Here is a 15,623-nt window from a genome sequence, read left to right on the forward strand (position 1 = left end):
TCGAACGGCCCCATTTAAATGCGGGGCTTAGGGATACAATGGTAAATTCATCCAAAATGAAGCAAAATTGTGGAATTGAATGTCTACAACGCAAATTGCAGAGCATGGTTTGCTTGAGTTTTGTATTAAAGACAAAAATAAATTAGAGAAAAAATTTCTAGTTTGATTTTGGGTGATGCCGTTGCGCCAGCTTTGAATCGGCGCCGAGGGCGATCGGCCTTGCGCGTTTGCCGCCACATCAGGATCCGCAAAGTGCGTGGACGCCTCTTGATCGCTGCCGCGCCTGTGTGCATAAGCCCGCCAACAGCAACAGAGGCCGGGCCCTCCACAAGCCCGAATGAGGACACGATGTCAGACTTCAAGCCGCTCGTTTTTTCCGGCGTTCAGCCCACCGGCAATCTCCATCTCGGCAATTATCTGGGCGCGATCCGCAAGTTCGTGGCGCTGCAGGAAAACAACGATTGCATCTATTGCGTCGTCGACCTGCACGCGATCACCGCGCAACTCGTACATGCCGACATGCGCAGCCAGATCCGCTCGATCGCCGCCGCGTTCATCGCCGCCGGCATTGATCCGAAGAGGCACATCGTTTTCAACCAGTCGGCTGTGCCGCAGCATGCCGAGCTCGCCTGGATCTTCAATTGCGTCGCCCGCATCGGCTGGATGGAACGCATGACGCAGTTCAAGGACAAGTCCGGTGGCAAGAACGCCGAGCAGATGTCGCTTGGCCTGCTCGCCTATCCGAGCCTGATGGCCGCCGACATTCTCGTCTATCGCGGCACGCATGTGCCGGTTGGCGATGACCAGAAGCAGCATCTGGAGCTTGCCCGCGATATCGCCATGAAGTTCAACATCGACTTCATGGAACATATCCGCAGGACAGATTACGGCGTCGACATCAAGGTCGGAGAGGAGCCCGTTCATGCCTTCTTCCCGATGGTCGAACCGTTGATCGACGGCCCGGCACCGCGGGTGATGAGCCTGCGCGACGGAACGAAGAAGATGTCGAAGTCGGACGCGTCCGATCTGTCGCGCATCAACCTGATGGACGACGCCGATGCGATCTCCAAGAAGATCCGCAAGGCAAAGACCGACCCGGATGCCTTGCCGAGCGAGGTCGATGGCCTCAAGGGTCGCGCGGAAGCGGACAACCTCGTCGGCATCTATGCGGCGCTTGCCGACAAGACCAAGGGCCAGGTTCTCGAGGAGTTCGGCGGCCAGCAGTTCTCGGTCTTCAAGCCGGCACTGGTGGATCTGGCGGTCAACGTTCTTGCGCCGATATCGGGCGAAATGCGTCGCCTGATGGATGACACGACCCACATCGACGGCATCCTGCGCGATGGCGGCGAGCGGGCCCGGGCAAGGGCGGAAGTGACGATGAACCAGGTCCGGGAGATCGTCGGCTTTCTGCATTAAACCGCCGCAAAAGAAACCTTGCAGCCAAAAATATCGGGTGTAAGAGTCCCGTTATGGTTTCAACACGACTCTCACGACTGGAAGGTCACCGCCGTAAATTTATGGCGGTGATCGACGACACGCCGGAATGCGGCCGGGCCGTTCACTATGCCGGCATGAGGGCCAAGAATTCCAACGGCGGCCTGGTTCTTCTGTACGTCATTGCCGATGGCGATTTCCAGGAATGGCTTGGCGTCGAAGGCATCATGCGGGCAGAAGCGCGCGAGGAGGCGGAGGCAACGCTCGCCAAGATCGGCCAGACGGTGCGCGAGACGATCGGCATCGAGCCGGAGATGGTGATCCGCGAAGGCAGCGCCACCGAGCAGATCTACAGCCTGATTGAGGAAGACCGGGACATCGCGATCCTCGTGCTCGCAGCCGGTTCCGCCAAGGATGGCCCGGGGCCGCTGGTATCCTCGATCGCCGGCAAGACGGCGGCATTTCCGATCCCGGTGACGGTCATACCAGACAGCCTGACGGATGCGGAAATCGACGCGTTGAGCTGAAGGCAGCATCAGGCGTTTTCATCCTTCACGGCCGCAATCGCTCCCTGGCGCATCTTGAAGCTGTTGTTCAAACGGCCTATATTTTTGAATAATTCTAAACAGGCTGGTTGAACGTCATCCCGGCCGACGCGGAGAAAGACATGTTCATCCAGACTGAAGCCACGCCGAACCCGGCGACGTTGAAATTCCTGCCCGGCAAGGTGGTCATGGAAAACGGCACGGCTGAATTCCGTGACGCCGAAGAAGCTGCGGCCGGTTCGGCGCTCGCCTCGCGGCTGTTCACGATCCCCGGCGTCACCGGGGTCTATTTCGGCTACGATTTCATCACCGTGACCAAGGAAGATCAGGAATGGCAGCATCTGAAGCCCGCCATTCTCGGCTCGATCATGGAACACTTCATGTCAGGCCAGCCGGTCATGGCCGTGCAGACCCGCGCCGAAGAGAGCGATCTGGACGGCGAGTTCTTCGACGAAGGTGACGAGACGATCGTCGCCACGATCAAGGAACTGCTGGAAAGCCGCGTCCGCCCGGCCGTTGCCCAGGATGGCGGCGACATCACCTTCAAGGGGTTCCGCGACGGGGTGGTCTTCCTCAACATGAAGGGTGCCTGCTCCGGCTGCCCGTCCTCGACGGCGACGCTGAAGCACGGAGTGCAGAACCTTTTGCACCATTTCATTCCCGAGGTGCAGGCGGTTGAAGCCGTCTGAGCGAGCGTACAGCCAGTGCCGCGACTATGCGTTAGAGTGCTCCACCCATGATCGTCCTGGCCATCGATACAGCTGGGACCGGTTGCTTTGCCGCCGTTTATGACAGCACCGCCGACAAGGTCCTCGCATCTGCCGGTGCCGATATCGGCCGCGGTCACGCCGAGCAGCTCCTGGCCTTCGTCGACCAGGCGCTTGCCGAAAGCGGCAAGGCCTTGTCCGATATCGATCGCATTGCCGTCACCATCGGCCCCGGGTCCTTTACCGGCATCCGGGTCGGCGTTGCCGCAGCGCGCGGCTTTGCTCTCGCCCTCGGCGTGCCGTCCGTCGGCGTGTCCGTGCTGGCGGCGCTTGCCAAGTCCGCTGGTGAGAAACATCCGGGCCGGCCGGTGCTTGCCGCCATGGATGCGAAACGCGACGAACTCTATTGCCAGATATTCGAGGCCGCCGGCACGCCGCGGACCGAGGCGCAGATCGTCGAGCTCGACGATGCACCGCGCATGTTCGCGGGGTTCGAGGGCGTCATCTGCGGCTCCGCCACCCGGCATTTGACCGATGCTCCTTTGCCGGATGTGGCTGAGGTCGACGCCGCCGACATCGGCGTTGTGGCGCGGCTTGGCGCGGCTGCCGATCCGTCGCGGGGCAGGCCGAGCCCGCTTTATCTGCGCGGGCCGGATGTGAGGCCGCAGGCCGGCTTTGCCGTTGCGCGGGCGTAAGAGCGTAAGATGTCGCTGACGGACTATTTCATCCGCAAGCCCGAGTTCGAGATCGTCCCGCTGGAAACGAACGACCTGCCGCAGGCTGCTGCCATCCACCAGTTGCGCTTCGCATCGCCGTGGAGCGATGGCGAGTTGCATTCCCTCATGGTTCAGGACACGGTGTTCGGTTTTGTCGCGCGCCAGAGCAATGCCTATGGGCGGCCCTTGACCGGCGGCTTCGTGCTGTCGCGCGTCGCCGCCGGAGAGGCGGAAATCCTGACGATCGGCGTCGATCCACGGTTCGCGCGGCTGGGCCTGGGCTGGCGGCTGATGCGGGCAGCGCTGCGCGAGGCGCGCGATCAGGCGGCCGAAGCGGTCTTCCTCGAAGTCGACGAAACCAATGTTGCGGCCATTGGCCTTTATCGCAAGCTCGGTTTTGTCGATGTCGGCAAAAGACGGGCCTATTACCAGGGTGCTGGCGGCACCCGAACCGCAGCCCTTGTCATGCGCCTCGATCTTGGCTAGCCGTACTGGCTCTGAAAGGGGGACGCTTGCGCCGCCACGCCGACGAGACGATCACCGATCGAGTTAGACGCTGCGCTGCGGTCCGGCTGCAGGCGTGGAGTTTGCGCGCGTGATCAATTGGGTGCGCGTCACGCTTTGCATGACACTGTTGTTTGTCGCGACGCTCGTTTTGCTTCCGATGCAATTGGTCTTTCTCTGGCTGGATGCGCCTCAAAGGCGCAGGCTCCCCCGTCTCTGGCATCGCATGGCCTGCCGTCTGGTCGGAATTCACGTGCGCGTGCATGGTATGCCGGATCGCCAGCGGCCGCTGATGCTGGTGTCAAACCATGCGAGCTGGAAGGATATCCTCGTGCTTGGATCGATCGCCGACGTGGTGTTCGTTGCCAAGTCCGACGTCAAGGCCTGGCCGGTCTTCGGCCTGCTTGCCCGGCTGCAGAAGACGATCTTCATCGAGCGCGACCAGAAGCGCACCACCGGCACTCAGGTCAACGAGATCGGCAAGCGGCTCGCCGCCGGCGAGATCGTCGTTCTGTTTCCCGAAGGCACGACCTCGGACGGCAACCGGCTGCTCGAAATCAAGACATCCCTGTTCGGCGCCGCTGCCGCTGCCGTGCCGTTGTCGCCGACGGGCGTCGTGCACGTCCAGCCGGTTGCCATCGCCTATACCGGCATTCATGGCATGCCGATGGGGCGCTACCACCGGCCGATCGCCGCCTGGCCCGGCGATATCGCTCTTGCGCCGCATCTGCTCGGCATTCTCTACGAGGGGGCGGTCGACGTCGACGTCATCTTTGGCGAGCAGATCACCTATACGCCGCAGAGCAATCGCAAGGCCGTCAGCCGGCAGGTGGAGAAGAGCATCCGCTCCATGCTGGCGCTCAAGCTGCGCGGCCGCTGAACGCCGAAAGGGCTTCAATTTTGCGCCTCTTTGCTCTATGGAACCGCCCATGACACAGGAAACAGCAGTTTTGTCCGCAAAGCGCGAAATGGCGCTCGAAAGCTCAGCAGTCCGGAAGGTTTTTGTGAAGACCTACGGCTGCCAGATGAACGTCTATGATTCCGACCGGATGACCGACGCGCTGGCCAGGGACGGCTATGTCGCGACCGATGTCATGGAAGATGCCGATCTGGTGCTGCTGAACACCTGTCACATCCGCGAGAAGGCGGCCGAAAAGGTCTATTCGGCGCTTGGCCGCCTGCGCGAGCTGAAGAAGAAAAAGGCCGGCGAGGGCCGCGAGATGATGATCGGCGTCGCCGGCTGCGTCGCCCAGGCCGAGGGCGACGAGATATTGCGCCGCGCGCCGGCTGTCGACCTGGTCATCGGCCCGCAGACCTATCACCGCCTGCCGGAGGCCCTGAAGCGCGTCAAGCGCGGCGAGCGGGTGCTCGAAACCGACTACGCCATCGAGGACAAGTTCGAGCATCTTCCGGCGCCGGACAAGGCAAAGACCAGGGCGCGTGGCGTCACCGCCTTTTTGACCGTCCAGGAGGGCTGCGACAAGTTCTGCACCTTCTGCGTCGTGCCCTATACGCGCGGCTCGGAAGTCTCCCGCCCGGTCGCCCAGATTGTTTCCGAAGCGCAGAAACTGGTCGATGGCGGCGTACGCGAAATCACGTTGCTCGGCCAGAACGTCAATGCCTGGCACGGCAGCGGCCCGAATGGTGACAAATGGGGGCTTGGCGAGCTTCTCCATCGCCTCAGCGAAATCGACGGCCTTGCCCGCCTGCGCTATACCACCAGCCACCCGCGTGACATGGATGACAGCCTGATTGCCGCGCACCGCGACCTGCCGCAGCTGATGCCCTATCTGCACCTGCCGATCCAGTCCGGCTCCAACCGTATCCTGAAAGCGATGAACCGGCGCCATACGACGGCCGAATACATTGCGCTGATCGCCCGCATCAAGGCGGCGCGGCCCGATCTTGCGCTATCCGGCGATTTTATCGTCGGCTTCCCTGGCGAGACCGACGAGGACTTCGCCGATACGCTCCGGCTTGTCGAGACGGTTGGTTATGCACAGGCATTTTCCTTCAAATATTCCACTCGCCCGGGCACGCCTGGCGCCGAACTTGATGATCAGGTGCCGGAGGACGTAAAGGCCAACCGGTTGGAAAGATTGCAGGCTTTGCTCTTGAAGCAGCAGCACGCCTTTGCCGAGCAGTGTGTTGGCAAGACCATCGACCTGCTCCTGGAGAAGCCCGGCCGCATGCCGGGCCAGTTGATCGGCCGCTCGCCCTGGCTGCAATCGGTGAATGTTGATGCAAAGTCATCGCAAATCGGTGACATTATCTCTGTACGAATCACAGGTACGGGCCCTAACAGTCTGTTTGCCGAGGTGGTAAGCTGAGGGACCGCTAACTCAAGGAGCCTGACCGCTTGAACGGACACGAATTGGTCTCATCATCGCCGCGCCAGTCGAAAACATCCGCGACAGACGTCAATCACTTCGTGCTCACATTTGAGAACAATCGCTTCGCCAGTGAGCTTTTCGGTCAGTTCGATCAGAACCTGAAACTGATCGAGCAGCGCCTGCACATCGATGCGCGTCCGCGCGGCAATTCGGTTGCGATCTCGGGCGACATGGTCGCCACCAACCAGGCGCGCCGGGCGCTCGATTATCTTTATGGGCGCCTGCAGAACGGCAGTACGGTCGAGGTTTCCGACGTCGAAGGCGCGATCCGCATGGCTGTTGCCGCCGATGATCAACTGCAGCTTCCAACGCTGGAAAAGAAGGCCAAGCTGAACCTCGCCCAGATTTCCACCCGCAAGAAGACCATTGCCGCCCGCACGCCGACGCAGGATGCCTATATCCGTGCGCTGGAACGGTCCGAGCTGGTCTTCGGCGTCGGCCCGGCAGGCACCGGCAAGACCTATCTTGCAGTGGCCCATGCAGCCCAGCTGCTCGAGCGTGGCGCCGTCGATCGCATCGTCCTGTCGCGCCCTGCCGTGGAGGCGGGCGAACGCCTCGGCTTCCTGCCGGGCGACATGAAGGACAAGGTCGATCCCTTTCTGCGGCCGCTCTACGACGCGCTCTACGACATGATGCCGGGCGACAAGGTCGAGCGGGCGATCACCGCCGGCGTCATCGAAATCGCCCCGCTCGCCTTCATGCGCGGCCGCACACTTGCCAATGCCGCCGTCATCCTGGATGAGGCGCAGAACACCACTGCGATGCAGATGAAGATGTTCCTGACGCGTCTCGGTGAAAACGGCCGCATGATCGTCACAGGGGATCCGAGCCAGGTCGACCTGCCGCGCGGCGTCAAGTCCGGCCTTGTCGAAGCGCTGCAGATCCTGCGCGGCGTCGAAGGCGTCTCCGTCGTCCGCTTCAAGGATGCCGATGTCGTGCGCCATCCGATGGTTGCCCGTATCGTCCGCGCCTATGAGGCATCGACCGCCGTGCATGACGAAAGCGAGCAGAGCGACCGCTAAGGACGGCCGCAGCCAGTCATGACCAGCCTTGATATCCAGATCAGCGTCGAGGAGGGCCCCTGGTCCTCCGAGGCCGACCTTCAGTCGCTCAGCGAGCGCGTCCTCGGCGCGGCCGCCGATTTCCTCCGTCGCGAGGAAAAGCAGCCGTTTCCGAAAATGCCGCCGGAGGTGTCGCTGGTTTTTACCGACGATGCGTCAATCCGCGAGATCAATGCGCAATGGCGCAACCAGGACAAGCCGACCAATGTCCTGTCATTTCCGGCTTTTCCGCTGACGCCCGGCAAGATGCCGGGGCCGATGCTCGGCGACATCATCCTTGCCCAGGAGACCCTGGTGCGGGAAGCGCAGGCGCTCGGCAAGCCGTTTGACGAGCATCTGAGCCATCTCCTGGTGCATGGATTTCTGCATCTTTTCGGCTATGATCACATGGAAGAGAACGATGCCGAAAGAATGGAGAGCCTTGAGACTCGCATTTTGGCCGGTCTTGGGCTATCTGATCCCTATGGGGACGGTGATCCCGTATGATAGTTTGGAACGATGAGCGATTTTAGGACACAGCCGGCCGCGGCTGTAAGAGATGAGGCAGAAGCCTCCAGTCAGGACGAAGCGGGCAGTAGTAGCACCGTCCCGAAGACTGAGAGCGGCAAATCCGGCTCCTCCTTCTGGAGCCGCGCGGCCCGAATTTGGCGTGCCGGCAGCAATTCCAGCATTCGTGAAGATCTCGCCGACGCGCTGATGACCGATCCTGGCGCCGATACCGCCTTCTCGCCTGCCGAGCGAGCCATGCTCAACAATATTCTCCGCTTCCGTGAGGTGCGCGTCGAGGATGTGATGGTGCCGCGTGCCGATATCGAAGCGGTCGATCTCTCGATCACCATCGGTGAGCTGATGGTCATCTTCGAGGAATCCGGCCGTTCGCGCATGCCGGTCTACAGCGAGAGCCTCGATGATCCGCGCGGCATGGTGCACATCCGCGATCTGCTTTCCTATGTTACCAAGCAGGCACGCAACAAGCGCCGCAACGGCAGCCGTTCCCCCGCGAGCGGTGCAAACTCTGCCGAAAAAACGGAAAAGCCGGCGCGCCAGCCAAAGCCGAGCTTCGATTTGGGACGCATCGATCTGTCGAAGACCGTCGAAGAGGCCGGCATCATCCGCCAGGTGCTGTTCGTGCCGCCGTCGATGCACGCATCCGACCTGATGCAGCGCATGCAGGCCGCCCGTATCCAGATGGCGCTGGTCATCGACGAATATGGCGGCACCGATGGTCTCGCCTCGCTCGAGGATATCGTGGAGATGGTCGTCGGCGATATCGAGGACGAGCATGACGATGAAGAGGTGATGTTCGCCAAGACCTCCGACGACGTGTTTGTCGCCGACGCCCGCGTCGAACTGGAGGAGATCGCCGCAGCGATCGGGCCGGATTTCGACGTGCGCGAGCAGCTTGAGGATGTCGATACGCTGGGTGGTCTGGTCTTTGCATCGCTCGGCCGTATTCCGGCCCGCGGTGAAGTTGTCCAGGCGATTCCGGGCTTCGAATTCCAGGTGCTCGATGCCGATCCGCGCCGGGTGAAACGCGTGCGGATCGTCCGCAAACGTCCGCCGGCCCGGCGCCGGCCCTTCAAGGGCGACGAGGATGCGCCGGTCGAGGCAACTACGCTCGCCAGCGACGAAAAATCCCTGCGCGAAACGGGATAAAGCTTCGCTTTCCGTAACCCGGCGCCGTATCGAGGCACGACAAGCAGTCACTTTTTTGGAAAACTGCGGGCGTGATTCGAATGGGCGGCTTGCGCCCACCGCACGCCTCGCCTGGCAATGTGCGGTTCACGCCGGTTGGGGGGAATGAATGGAGTGGCTTGCGGGCAAGATCATGCTGTTGTCCGGCGCGCGCCGGGCGCTTGTCGCCTTTACCGCCGGGCTGGTGGCCGTCTTTGCCCTGCCGCCCTTCGGTATCTTCGCCGCGCCGTTTCTGTCCTTTCCCGTTCTCGTCTGGCTCATCGACGGCGCTTCAGGCAATCCGGATCATGGGGTGTTGCGGCGTAGCTTTCCCGCATTCTTCGTTGGCTGGTGTTTTGGCTTCGGCTACTTTCTCGGCGGTCTCTGGTGGCTGGGCAATGCGCTGCTCGTCGAGGCCGACGAATTCGCCTGGGCCGTGCCGCTTGCCGTCGTCGGGCTGCCTGCCTTTCTTGCCATCTTCTACGCTTTCGCGGCGGCGTTCGCCCGCCTTCTCTGGTCGGATGGCATGGGGCGCATAGCCGCGCTCGCCTTTGCCTTCGGACTGTTCGAGTGGCTGCGCGGCTTCATCCTTACCGGCTTTCCCTGGAACGCAATCGGCTATGCGGCCATGCCGGTGCCGCTGATGATGCAGTCGGCGGCGGTGATCGGTCTTGCTGGCGTCAACATGCTGGCCGTTTTTGTCTTCGCATCGCCGGCCCTGATCGGTACCCGCAAGGGGCTCAAGACGGGCCTCTGTCTTACCGCACTTCTTGTTGCAGCCCATTTCGGTTACGGATTTTACCGGCTGAACCAGCCGCTGCCTTTGCCTGCGGATCCGGCCGTCACCATCCGTCTCGTGCAGCCGCTGATCGATCAGTCCAAGAAATTCGATGACAGCGAGCGGCGCGCGATCTTCGAGGAGCATCTCAAGCTTACCGAAGCGCCGGCGGAAAATGGCGGTAAGCGCCCGGACGTCGTGATCTGGCCGGAAACCGCCGTACCGTTCATCCTGACCGAAAATCCGGACGCGCTGATACGGATTTCCGATGTGCTGCAGGAGGGTCAGATCCTCATCGCCGGGGCCGTCCGGGCCGAGGATGCAGGCGCCGGCCAGCCGCCGCGCTATTACAACTCGATCTATGTGATCGACGATCGCGGCCAGATCGTCGGCGCTTCCGACAAGATGCATCTTGTGCCCTTCGGAGAGTACTTGCCGCTCGAAAGCCTGCTGGTCTCGGCCGGGTTGAATGCCGTTGCAGCCGACATGCCCGGCGGCTTCTCTTCGGCGGCGACGCGCTCGCTCCTCACTTTGCCGGGTGGCAAGACGCTTTACCCGCTGATTTGCTATGAGGCGATCTTCCCGCGGGAGATCGGCAGTGATGCACTGGCCGCGAATGCACTGCTGAATATCACCAATGATGCCTGGTTCGGCAATACGCCTGGCCCCTACCAGCATTTCCAGCAGGCGCAACTGCGCAGCGTCGAGACGGGCCTGCCGCTGATCCGCGATGCCAATAGCGGCGTATCGGCGATCGTCGATGCGCGCGGCGAGGTCGTCACCGGTTTTCCGTTCGGCACCCGCGGATTCGTGGACACAATCTTGCCGGGAAAGATTGCTCTGCCGATGGCTCCCGAGCAACAAGGCAGAAACGGGTTGTTGCTCGCGGGCCTGATATTCGGCCTCGCGATTATTTCCCGCGCTAGTTTTATTTTCCGGGAGAATTGACCAAAAACCCCTAAAATTGCATAGTAGCTTCCACCAATGATCCTTACCTATGTTTCAGAGGGTTTCCGCCCGGCATCACAACGTAGCGTGTGTAGTCAGCTCTCTGTAAGTGGCCAGGTTATGGGGCAACTGCAACTCGCTTATTAGGAAACCGCTATGATAGAGAACAAGAAGAAGCCGAACCCGATCGACATTCATGTCGGCAGCCGGATTCGCCTTCGCCGCACCATGCTGGGCATGAGCCAGGAAAAGCTCGGTGAGAGCCTTGGGATCACCTTCCAGCAGATTCAGAAGTACGAAAAAGGGACCAACCGGGTCGGCGCAAGCCGTCTTCAGAACATTTCGAGCATTCTGAATGTTCCGGTATCCTTCTTTTTCGAAGACGCACCGGGCGAGAGTTCGTCCTCCGGTTCGTCAGGCCTGGCCGAAGCCTCCAGCTCGAACTATGTGGTTGATTTCCTGTCGTCTTCGGAAGGGCTTCAACTCAACCGCGCCTTCGTCAAGATCGGCGATCCGAAGGTGCGGCGCAAACTGGTGGACCTGGTCAAGGCCTTGGCAGTCGAGGCGGAAGCCGAATAAGGCCCACTCTCGGCGAATGTGAAAAAAGCGGCCGGATAGCGCCGCTTTTTTTGTGCTTTGCAGGACGGCAACCTGCGCGCCAGGCCGAGGGGAAAGCAGGAAAAACGTTCCTATAACGCACATATAAAGATATATTTATGTCCTTGTGTGCTTGTTTTTTGGTGGCATTATCACTAACACGTTCGGAGCCGTTTTTTCTTTGAGGGGACTTCCCGCATGCGCGCAAACTACCTGTTTACGAGTGAGTCGGTGGCAGAAGGCCATCCCGACAAGGTCTGTGACCGGATCTCGGATGAAATCGTTGATCTTGTGTATCGTGAAGCTGCAAAGACGGGCGTTGACCCCTGGACGGTTCGCATCGCCTGCGAAACTTTGGCAACGACCAACCGTGTGGTTATCGCCGGTGAGGTTCGGGTGCCTGATACCCTGTTGAAGAAAGACAAGAGCGGCAACGTCGTAAAGGATGCGGCGGGGCACCCGCTGATCAATCCCGCGAAGTTCAAGGCTGCCGCCCGCAAGGCGATCCGTGAAATCGGCTATGAACAGGCTGGCTTCCACTGGAAAACCGCAAAGATCGATGTGCTGCTGCATCCGCAGTCCGCTGACATCGCCCAAGGCGTGGACAACGCTGCCGACAAGCAGGGCGACGAAGGTGCGGGCGACCAGGGCATCATGTTCGGCTATGCTTGCCGCGAAACCGCCGAGCTCATGCCGGCGCCGATCTATTACTCGCACCGCATCCTCGCCCTGCTCGCAACTGCCCGCAAGGCAGGTCAGGGCGACGCCGGCCTGCTTGGTCCGGATGCAAAGAGCCAGGTCACCGTCCGCTATGTCGACGGCAAGCCGAGCGAAGTGACCTCGATCGTCCTGTCGACCCAGCATCTCGACGGCAACTGGGACTCGGCCAAGGTTCGCGCCGTTGTCGAGCCCTATATCCGCGAAGCACTGCACGACATCGAGATCGCCGAGGATTGCAACTGGTACATCAACCCGACCGGCAAATTCGTCATCGGCGGTCCTGACGGCGATGCTGGCCTCACCGGCCGCAAGATCATCGTTGATACCTATGGCGGCGCAGCTCCCCATGGCGGCGGCGCCTTCTCCGGCAAGGACACGACCAAGGTCGACCGCTCGGCCGCGTACGCGGCCCGCTATCTGGCCAAGAACGTCGTTGCCGCCGGCCTGTCCGATCGCTGCACGATCCAGATTTCCTACGCCATCGGCGTTGCCCAGCCACTGTCGATCTATGTCGATCTGCACGGCACCGGCAAGGTGACCGAAGACCAGGTCGAACAGGCCATCCGCAAGACGATGGATCTGTCGCCGTCCGGTATCCGCCGCCACCTCGACCTCAACCGGCCGATCTACGCCAAGACCTCCGCCTACGGCCATTTCGGCCGCAAGGCCGGCCGCGACGGCTCCTTCTCCTGGGAAAAGCTCGATCTGGTCAAGCCGCTGAAGGACGCCCTGAAAGAGGACACTCTGAAGGCCGCCTGATCCGGCCTCTGGACGAGTGACGGAAGAAGACAGTAAAGAGCGGGTGTTTCCTTCTGGAGGCACCCGCTTTTCTATCGCCGAAAGACCGCACCATGACCGAACAGCACCGCAGCCGCTCGACCGAAGCCTTCTTCGGACGCCGCAAGGGCAAGCCCTTGCGCGCGCTGCAGGCAACACATCTCGAAACGGTGCTGCCGCTTCTTCGTCTCGATCTGGCGGCGCCGGCGCCGCGAGACCTCAAGACCCTGTTCAGCCATCCTGTCGGCGCGGTCAGACTCGAGATCGGGTTCGGCGGCGGTGAACATCTCATCCATCGGGCCGTCGAAAACCCGTCCACGGGTTTCATCGGCGTCGAGCCCTTCGTCAATTCCATGGCGAAGCTGGTCGGCCATATCGAGGAGCGGGGCGCTGAGAACATCCGCCTTCACGACGACGACGCGACGCAGGTGCTGGATTGGCTGCCCGCGGCTTCGATCGACCACATCGATCTCCTCTATCCGGATCCCTGGCCAAAGCGGAAGCACTGGAAGCGCCGTTTCGTCTCAAAGGTCAATCTCGATCGCTTTGCCCGCGTGCTGAAACCCGGCGGCGTGTTCTGCTTCGCCTCCGATATCGATACCTATGTAAACTGGACACTGCTGCACTGCCGCGACCATGCGGCGTTCGACTGGACGGCGCAAAATGCGGCCGACTGGCTGACACCCTTTCCCGGTTGGCCGAGCACGCGCTACGAGGCCAAGGCGCGGCGGGAAGGGCGCAAGTCCGCCTATCTGACGTTCCGGCGGGTCTGAGGCGCCGAAACCGAAACGACTCGCGGCTCAGTGAAGGCTAACCGTCTTCAGGTCGTCTTCGGCCGCCTTGAAGAAGGTGCTGGAACGGTTGTCGGTCAAAAGGATCGGCGTGCCGTCGGCACCGAACAGGGCCCACAGGTCCAGACCCGGGTCCATGTCGGGGGCTTCCGGGAAGACGCGCGACACTTCATCCGACCGCATCTTGCGGATATAGCCGACTTCACCGGCGCCGAGATGCGCCAGATCGTTTTTCGACAGGGCTGTGCTGACGTGTTTCAATCCCATGAGACGTACTCCGTGGCTTTGCGGCGCCTGCTGCCCCGACAGGGCGTGCTGGAAGCCGCAACTCATTGATGTTCTGCACGAAGTTCGCGGCGGTCTTGGGCTGCCGGGGGCCTCGAAGCAGCCGGCAAAGCATGCCGGTATCCTACTCTGGGACTAAAATATTAATTTTCTTTACCATGCGCACCGGTTCGGGCCGGATCAGGTCGACGGACAGCAAACCGTTCTTCAATTCCGCCTTGGAAACCAGCATGCCGTCGGCAAGCACGAACATCCGCTGGAACTGGCGCGCTGCGATGCCGCGGTGCAGGTAGTCGCGCTCGCCGCTTTCGGACTGGCGGCCGCGGATGATCAGCTGGTTTTCCTCGGTCGTCACGTCGAGATCGTCCTCGGAGAAGCCGGCAACCGCCAGCGTGATCCGCAGACGCTCCTGCTCGCCGGACGATTCGTCTCCGCGGATGCGCTCGATATTGTAGGGAGGGTAACCGTCATTGCCCTTGGCGATCCGCTCAAGGGTCTTTTCCATGGCATCAAACCCGAGCAGCAGCGGGCTCGTAAAAGGCGTAATCCGGGCCATACAGTAGTCCTTGGCTCTCAAGCGACCGTTTGCGGACCCGCGAGGCGGCATCCACGAAGCCCAATATGGTAGCTGTGCGCAGCAAGCGCAAGACGCTTGCGCGAGGCAAGCAGGCAAATCATAGTCCGCTCGCTGATTTGAAGGAGACGAGCATGACCGCGCCGCGAAAGATCATCATCGATACCGATCCGGGGCAGGACGATGCCGCCGCGATTATGCTGGCGCTCGGCAGCCCGGACGAACTCGACGTGCTCGGCATAACGGCCGTGGCCGGCAATGTTCCCGTCGCGCTCACGTCCCGCAACGTCCGGGTCGTCTGCGAACTCTGCGGCCGTCGCGATGTGAAGGTGTTCGCCGGCGCCGACAGGCCGCTTGTCCGCCAGCTCGTCACCGCCGAATACGTACACGGCAAGACCGGACTCGACGGACCCGTGGTCGACGAACCGACCATGCCACTGCAGCCGCAGCATGCGGTGGATTTCATCATCGAGACGTTGCTTGCTGAAGCGCCCGGCACGGTCACGCTCTGCACCCTGGGGGCGCTCACCAACGTCGCCCTGGCGCTGAACAAGGCTCCCGAAATCGCGCCGCGTGTGCGCGAACTGGTGATGATGGGCGGCGGTTTCTTCGAGGGCGGCAACATCACGCCCGCCGCCGAATTCAACATCTACGTCGATCCGGATGCCGCCGAGATCGTCTTCAAGTCCGGCATCCCGATCGTGATGATGCCGCTCGATGTCACTCACCGGGTGCTGACCACCAAGGCCCGCGTCGAAAGGATCAGGGCGATCGGCTCGCCGGCTGCGGTCGCCATGGCCGAGATGCTGGAATTCTTCGAACGCTTCGATGTCGAAAAATACGGCTCCGACGGCGGCCCGCTTCACGATCCGACCGTCATCGCCTATCTCCTGCGCCCGGACCTGTTCAAGGGTCGCGATTGCAATGTCGAGATCGAGACGAAATCGGACCTGACGGTCGGTATGACGGTGGTCGACTGGTGGCAGGTGACCGGCCGCAAGCACAATGCCAAGGTCATGCGCGAGATCGATGATCAGGGCTTCTTCGACCTTTTGACGGAGCGTCTGGCGCGGCTCTGAATCCTGAACGGCTATTGCGTTCGCATAAGCTGACGGCGCT

At 61.5% G+C, this 15,623-nt stretch carries 17 protein-coding genes; 15 read left to right on the forward strand and 2 right to left on the reverse strand.

Annotation, left to right across the window (positions count from 1 at the left end; genetic code table 11):
• Positions 1–348 precede the first annotated feature (348 nt).
• The 14 genes from trpS (at position 349) to trmB (ending at position 13,627) form a co-directional block, all read left to right on the forward strand.
• Positions 349–1,416 carry a tryptophan--tRNA ligase gene (trpS, locus tag JNB71_RS08910; protein WP_220371471.1) on the forward strand — a complete coding sequence of 356 codons (1,068 nt, stop codon included), beginning with the start codon at positions 349–351 and terminating at the stop codon, positions 1,414–1,416.
• 53 nt (positions 1,417–1,469) lie between these two features.
• Positions 1,470–1,961 carry a universal stress protein gene (locus tag JNB71_RS08915; RefSeq protein WP_220371472.1) on the forward strand — a complete coding sequence of 164 codons (492 nt, stop codon included), beginning with the start codon at positions 1,470–1,472 and terminating at the stop codon, positions 1,959–1,961.
• 140 nt (positions 1,962–2,101) lie between these two features.
• Positions 2,102–2,668 (forward strand): NifU family protein, encoded by a 567-nt coding sequence (locus tag JNB71_RS08920; protein ID WP_220371473.1) that lies wholly within the window; start codon positions 2,102–2,104, stop codon positions 2,666–2,668.
• A gap of 47 nt (positions 2,669–2,715) precedes the next feature.
• Complete coding sequence (gene tsaB, locus JNB71_RS08925; protein WP_220371474.1) at positions 2,716–3,381, forward strand: tRNA (adenosine(37)-N6)-threonylcarbamoyltransferase complex dimerization subunit type 1 TsaB; 666 nt, start codon at positions 2,716–2,718, stop codon at positions 3,379–3,381.
• 9 nt (positions 3,382–3,390) lie between these two features.
• The gene (locus JNB71_RS08930) at positions 3,391–3,888 is read left to right on the forward strand and encodes a GNAT family N-acetyltransferase (RefSeq protein WP_220371475.1); all 498 of its coding nucleotides are present in this window, start codon (positions 3,391–3,393) and stop codon (positions 3,886–3,888) included.
• A 109-nt stretch (positions 3,889–3,997) separates the two neighbouring features.
• On the forward strand, positions 3,998–4,786 hold the full coding sequence (locus tag JNB71_RS08935) for a lysophospholipid acyltransferase family protein (RefSeq protein ID WP_220371476.1): 789 nt from the start codon (positions 3,998–4,000) through the stop codon (positions 4,784–4,786).
• A 49-nt stretch (positions 4,787–4,835) separates the two neighbouring features.
• Entirely contained in the window at positions 4,836–6,236 is a 1,401-nt protein-coding gene (gene miaB / locus JNB71_RS08940; RefSeq protein WP_220371477.1) for a tRNA (N6-isopentenyl adenosine(37)-C2)-methylthiotransferase MiaB, read from the forward strand.
• 29 nt (positions 6,237–6,265) lie between these two features.
• Positions 6,266–7,321, forward strand: a complete 1,056-nt coding sequence (locus JNB71_RS08945; RefSeq protein WP_220371478.1) for a PhoH family protein — start codon at positions 6,266–6,268, stop codon at positions 7,319–7,321.
• A gap of 18 nt (positions 7,322–7,339) precedes the next feature.
• The gene (gene ybeY / locus JNB71_RS08950; protein WP_220371479.1) at positions 7,340–7,846 is read left to right on the forward strand and encodes an rRNA maturation RNase YbeY; all 507 of its coding nucleotides are present in this window, start codon (positions 7,340–7,342) and stop codon (positions 7,844–7,846) included.
• 12 nt (positions 7,847–7,858) lie between these two features.
• Positions 7,859–9,016, forward strand: coding sequence for a transporter associated domain-containing protein (locus JNB71_RS08955; protein ID WP_220371480.1), 1,158 nt, complete (start codon positions 7,859–7,861; stop codon positions 9,014–9,016).
• A 148-nt stretch (positions 9,017–9,164) separates the two neighbouring features.
• Positions 9,165–10,760, forward strand: coding sequence for an apolipoprotein N-acyltransferase (gene lnt / locus JNB71_RS08960; protein ID WP_220371481.1), 1,596 nt, complete (start codon positions 9,165–9,167; stop codon positions 10,758–10,760).
• Between the two features lie 156 nt (positions 10,761–10,916).
• Positions 10,917–11,339, forward strand: coding sequence for a helix-turn-helix domain-containing protein (locus tag JNB71_RS08965; RefSeq protein ID WP_018323925.1), 423 nt, complete (start codon positions 10,917–10,919; stop codon positions 11,337–11,339).
• A 216-nt stretch (positions 11,340–11,555) separates the two neighbouring features.
• A complete protein-coding gene (metK, locus tag JNB71_RS08970) occupies positions 11,556–12,836 on the forward strand; it encodes a methionine adenosyltransferase (protein ID WP_220371482.1) in 1,281 nt (426 codons plus the stop codon).
• Positions 12,837–12,928: 92 nt separating this feature from the next.
• Positions 12,929–13,627, forward strand: coding sequence for a tRNA (guanosine(46)-N7)-methyltransferase TrmB (trmB, locus tag JNB71_RS08975; RefSeq protein ID WP_220371483.1), 699 nt, complete (start codon positions 12,929–12,931; stop codon positions 13,625–13,627).
• 27 nt (positions 13,628–13,654) lie between these two features.
• On the opposite strand, the gene JNB71_RS08980 is transcribed toward trmB, so the two are convergent.
• A complete protein-coding gene (locus JNB71_RS08980; protein WP_018323928.1) occupies positions 13,655–13,912 on the reverse strand; it encodes a DUF1150 family protein in 258 nt (85 codons plus the stop codon).
• A 142-nt stretch (positions 13,913–14,054) separates the two neighbouring features.
• Positions 14,055–14,486, reverse strand: coding sequence for an Hsp20 family protein (locus JNB71_RS08985; RefSeq protein ID WP_112851845.1), 432 nt, complete (start codon positions 14,484–14,486; stop codon positions 14,055–14,057).
• Positions 14,487–14,638: 152 nt separating this feature from the next.
• Here JNB71_RS08985 and JNB71_RS08990 point away from each other — a divergent pair, with 152 nt between their 5' ends.
• Positions 14,639–15,583: a nucleoside hydrolase gene (locus JNB71_RS08990; RefSeq protein ID WP_220371484.1), complete on the forward strand. Its 945-nt coding sequence runs from the start codon at positions 14,639–14,641 to the stop codon at positions 15,581–15,583.
• Positions 15,584–15,623: the final 40 nt, after the last annotated feature.

Origin of the sequence: Rhizobium herbae, assembly GCF_019511375.1 — a bacterium.
Classification (GTDB): Bacteria; Pseudomonadota; Alphaproteobacteria; order Rhizobiales; family Rhizobiaceae; genus Pararhizobium; species Pararhizobium herbae_A.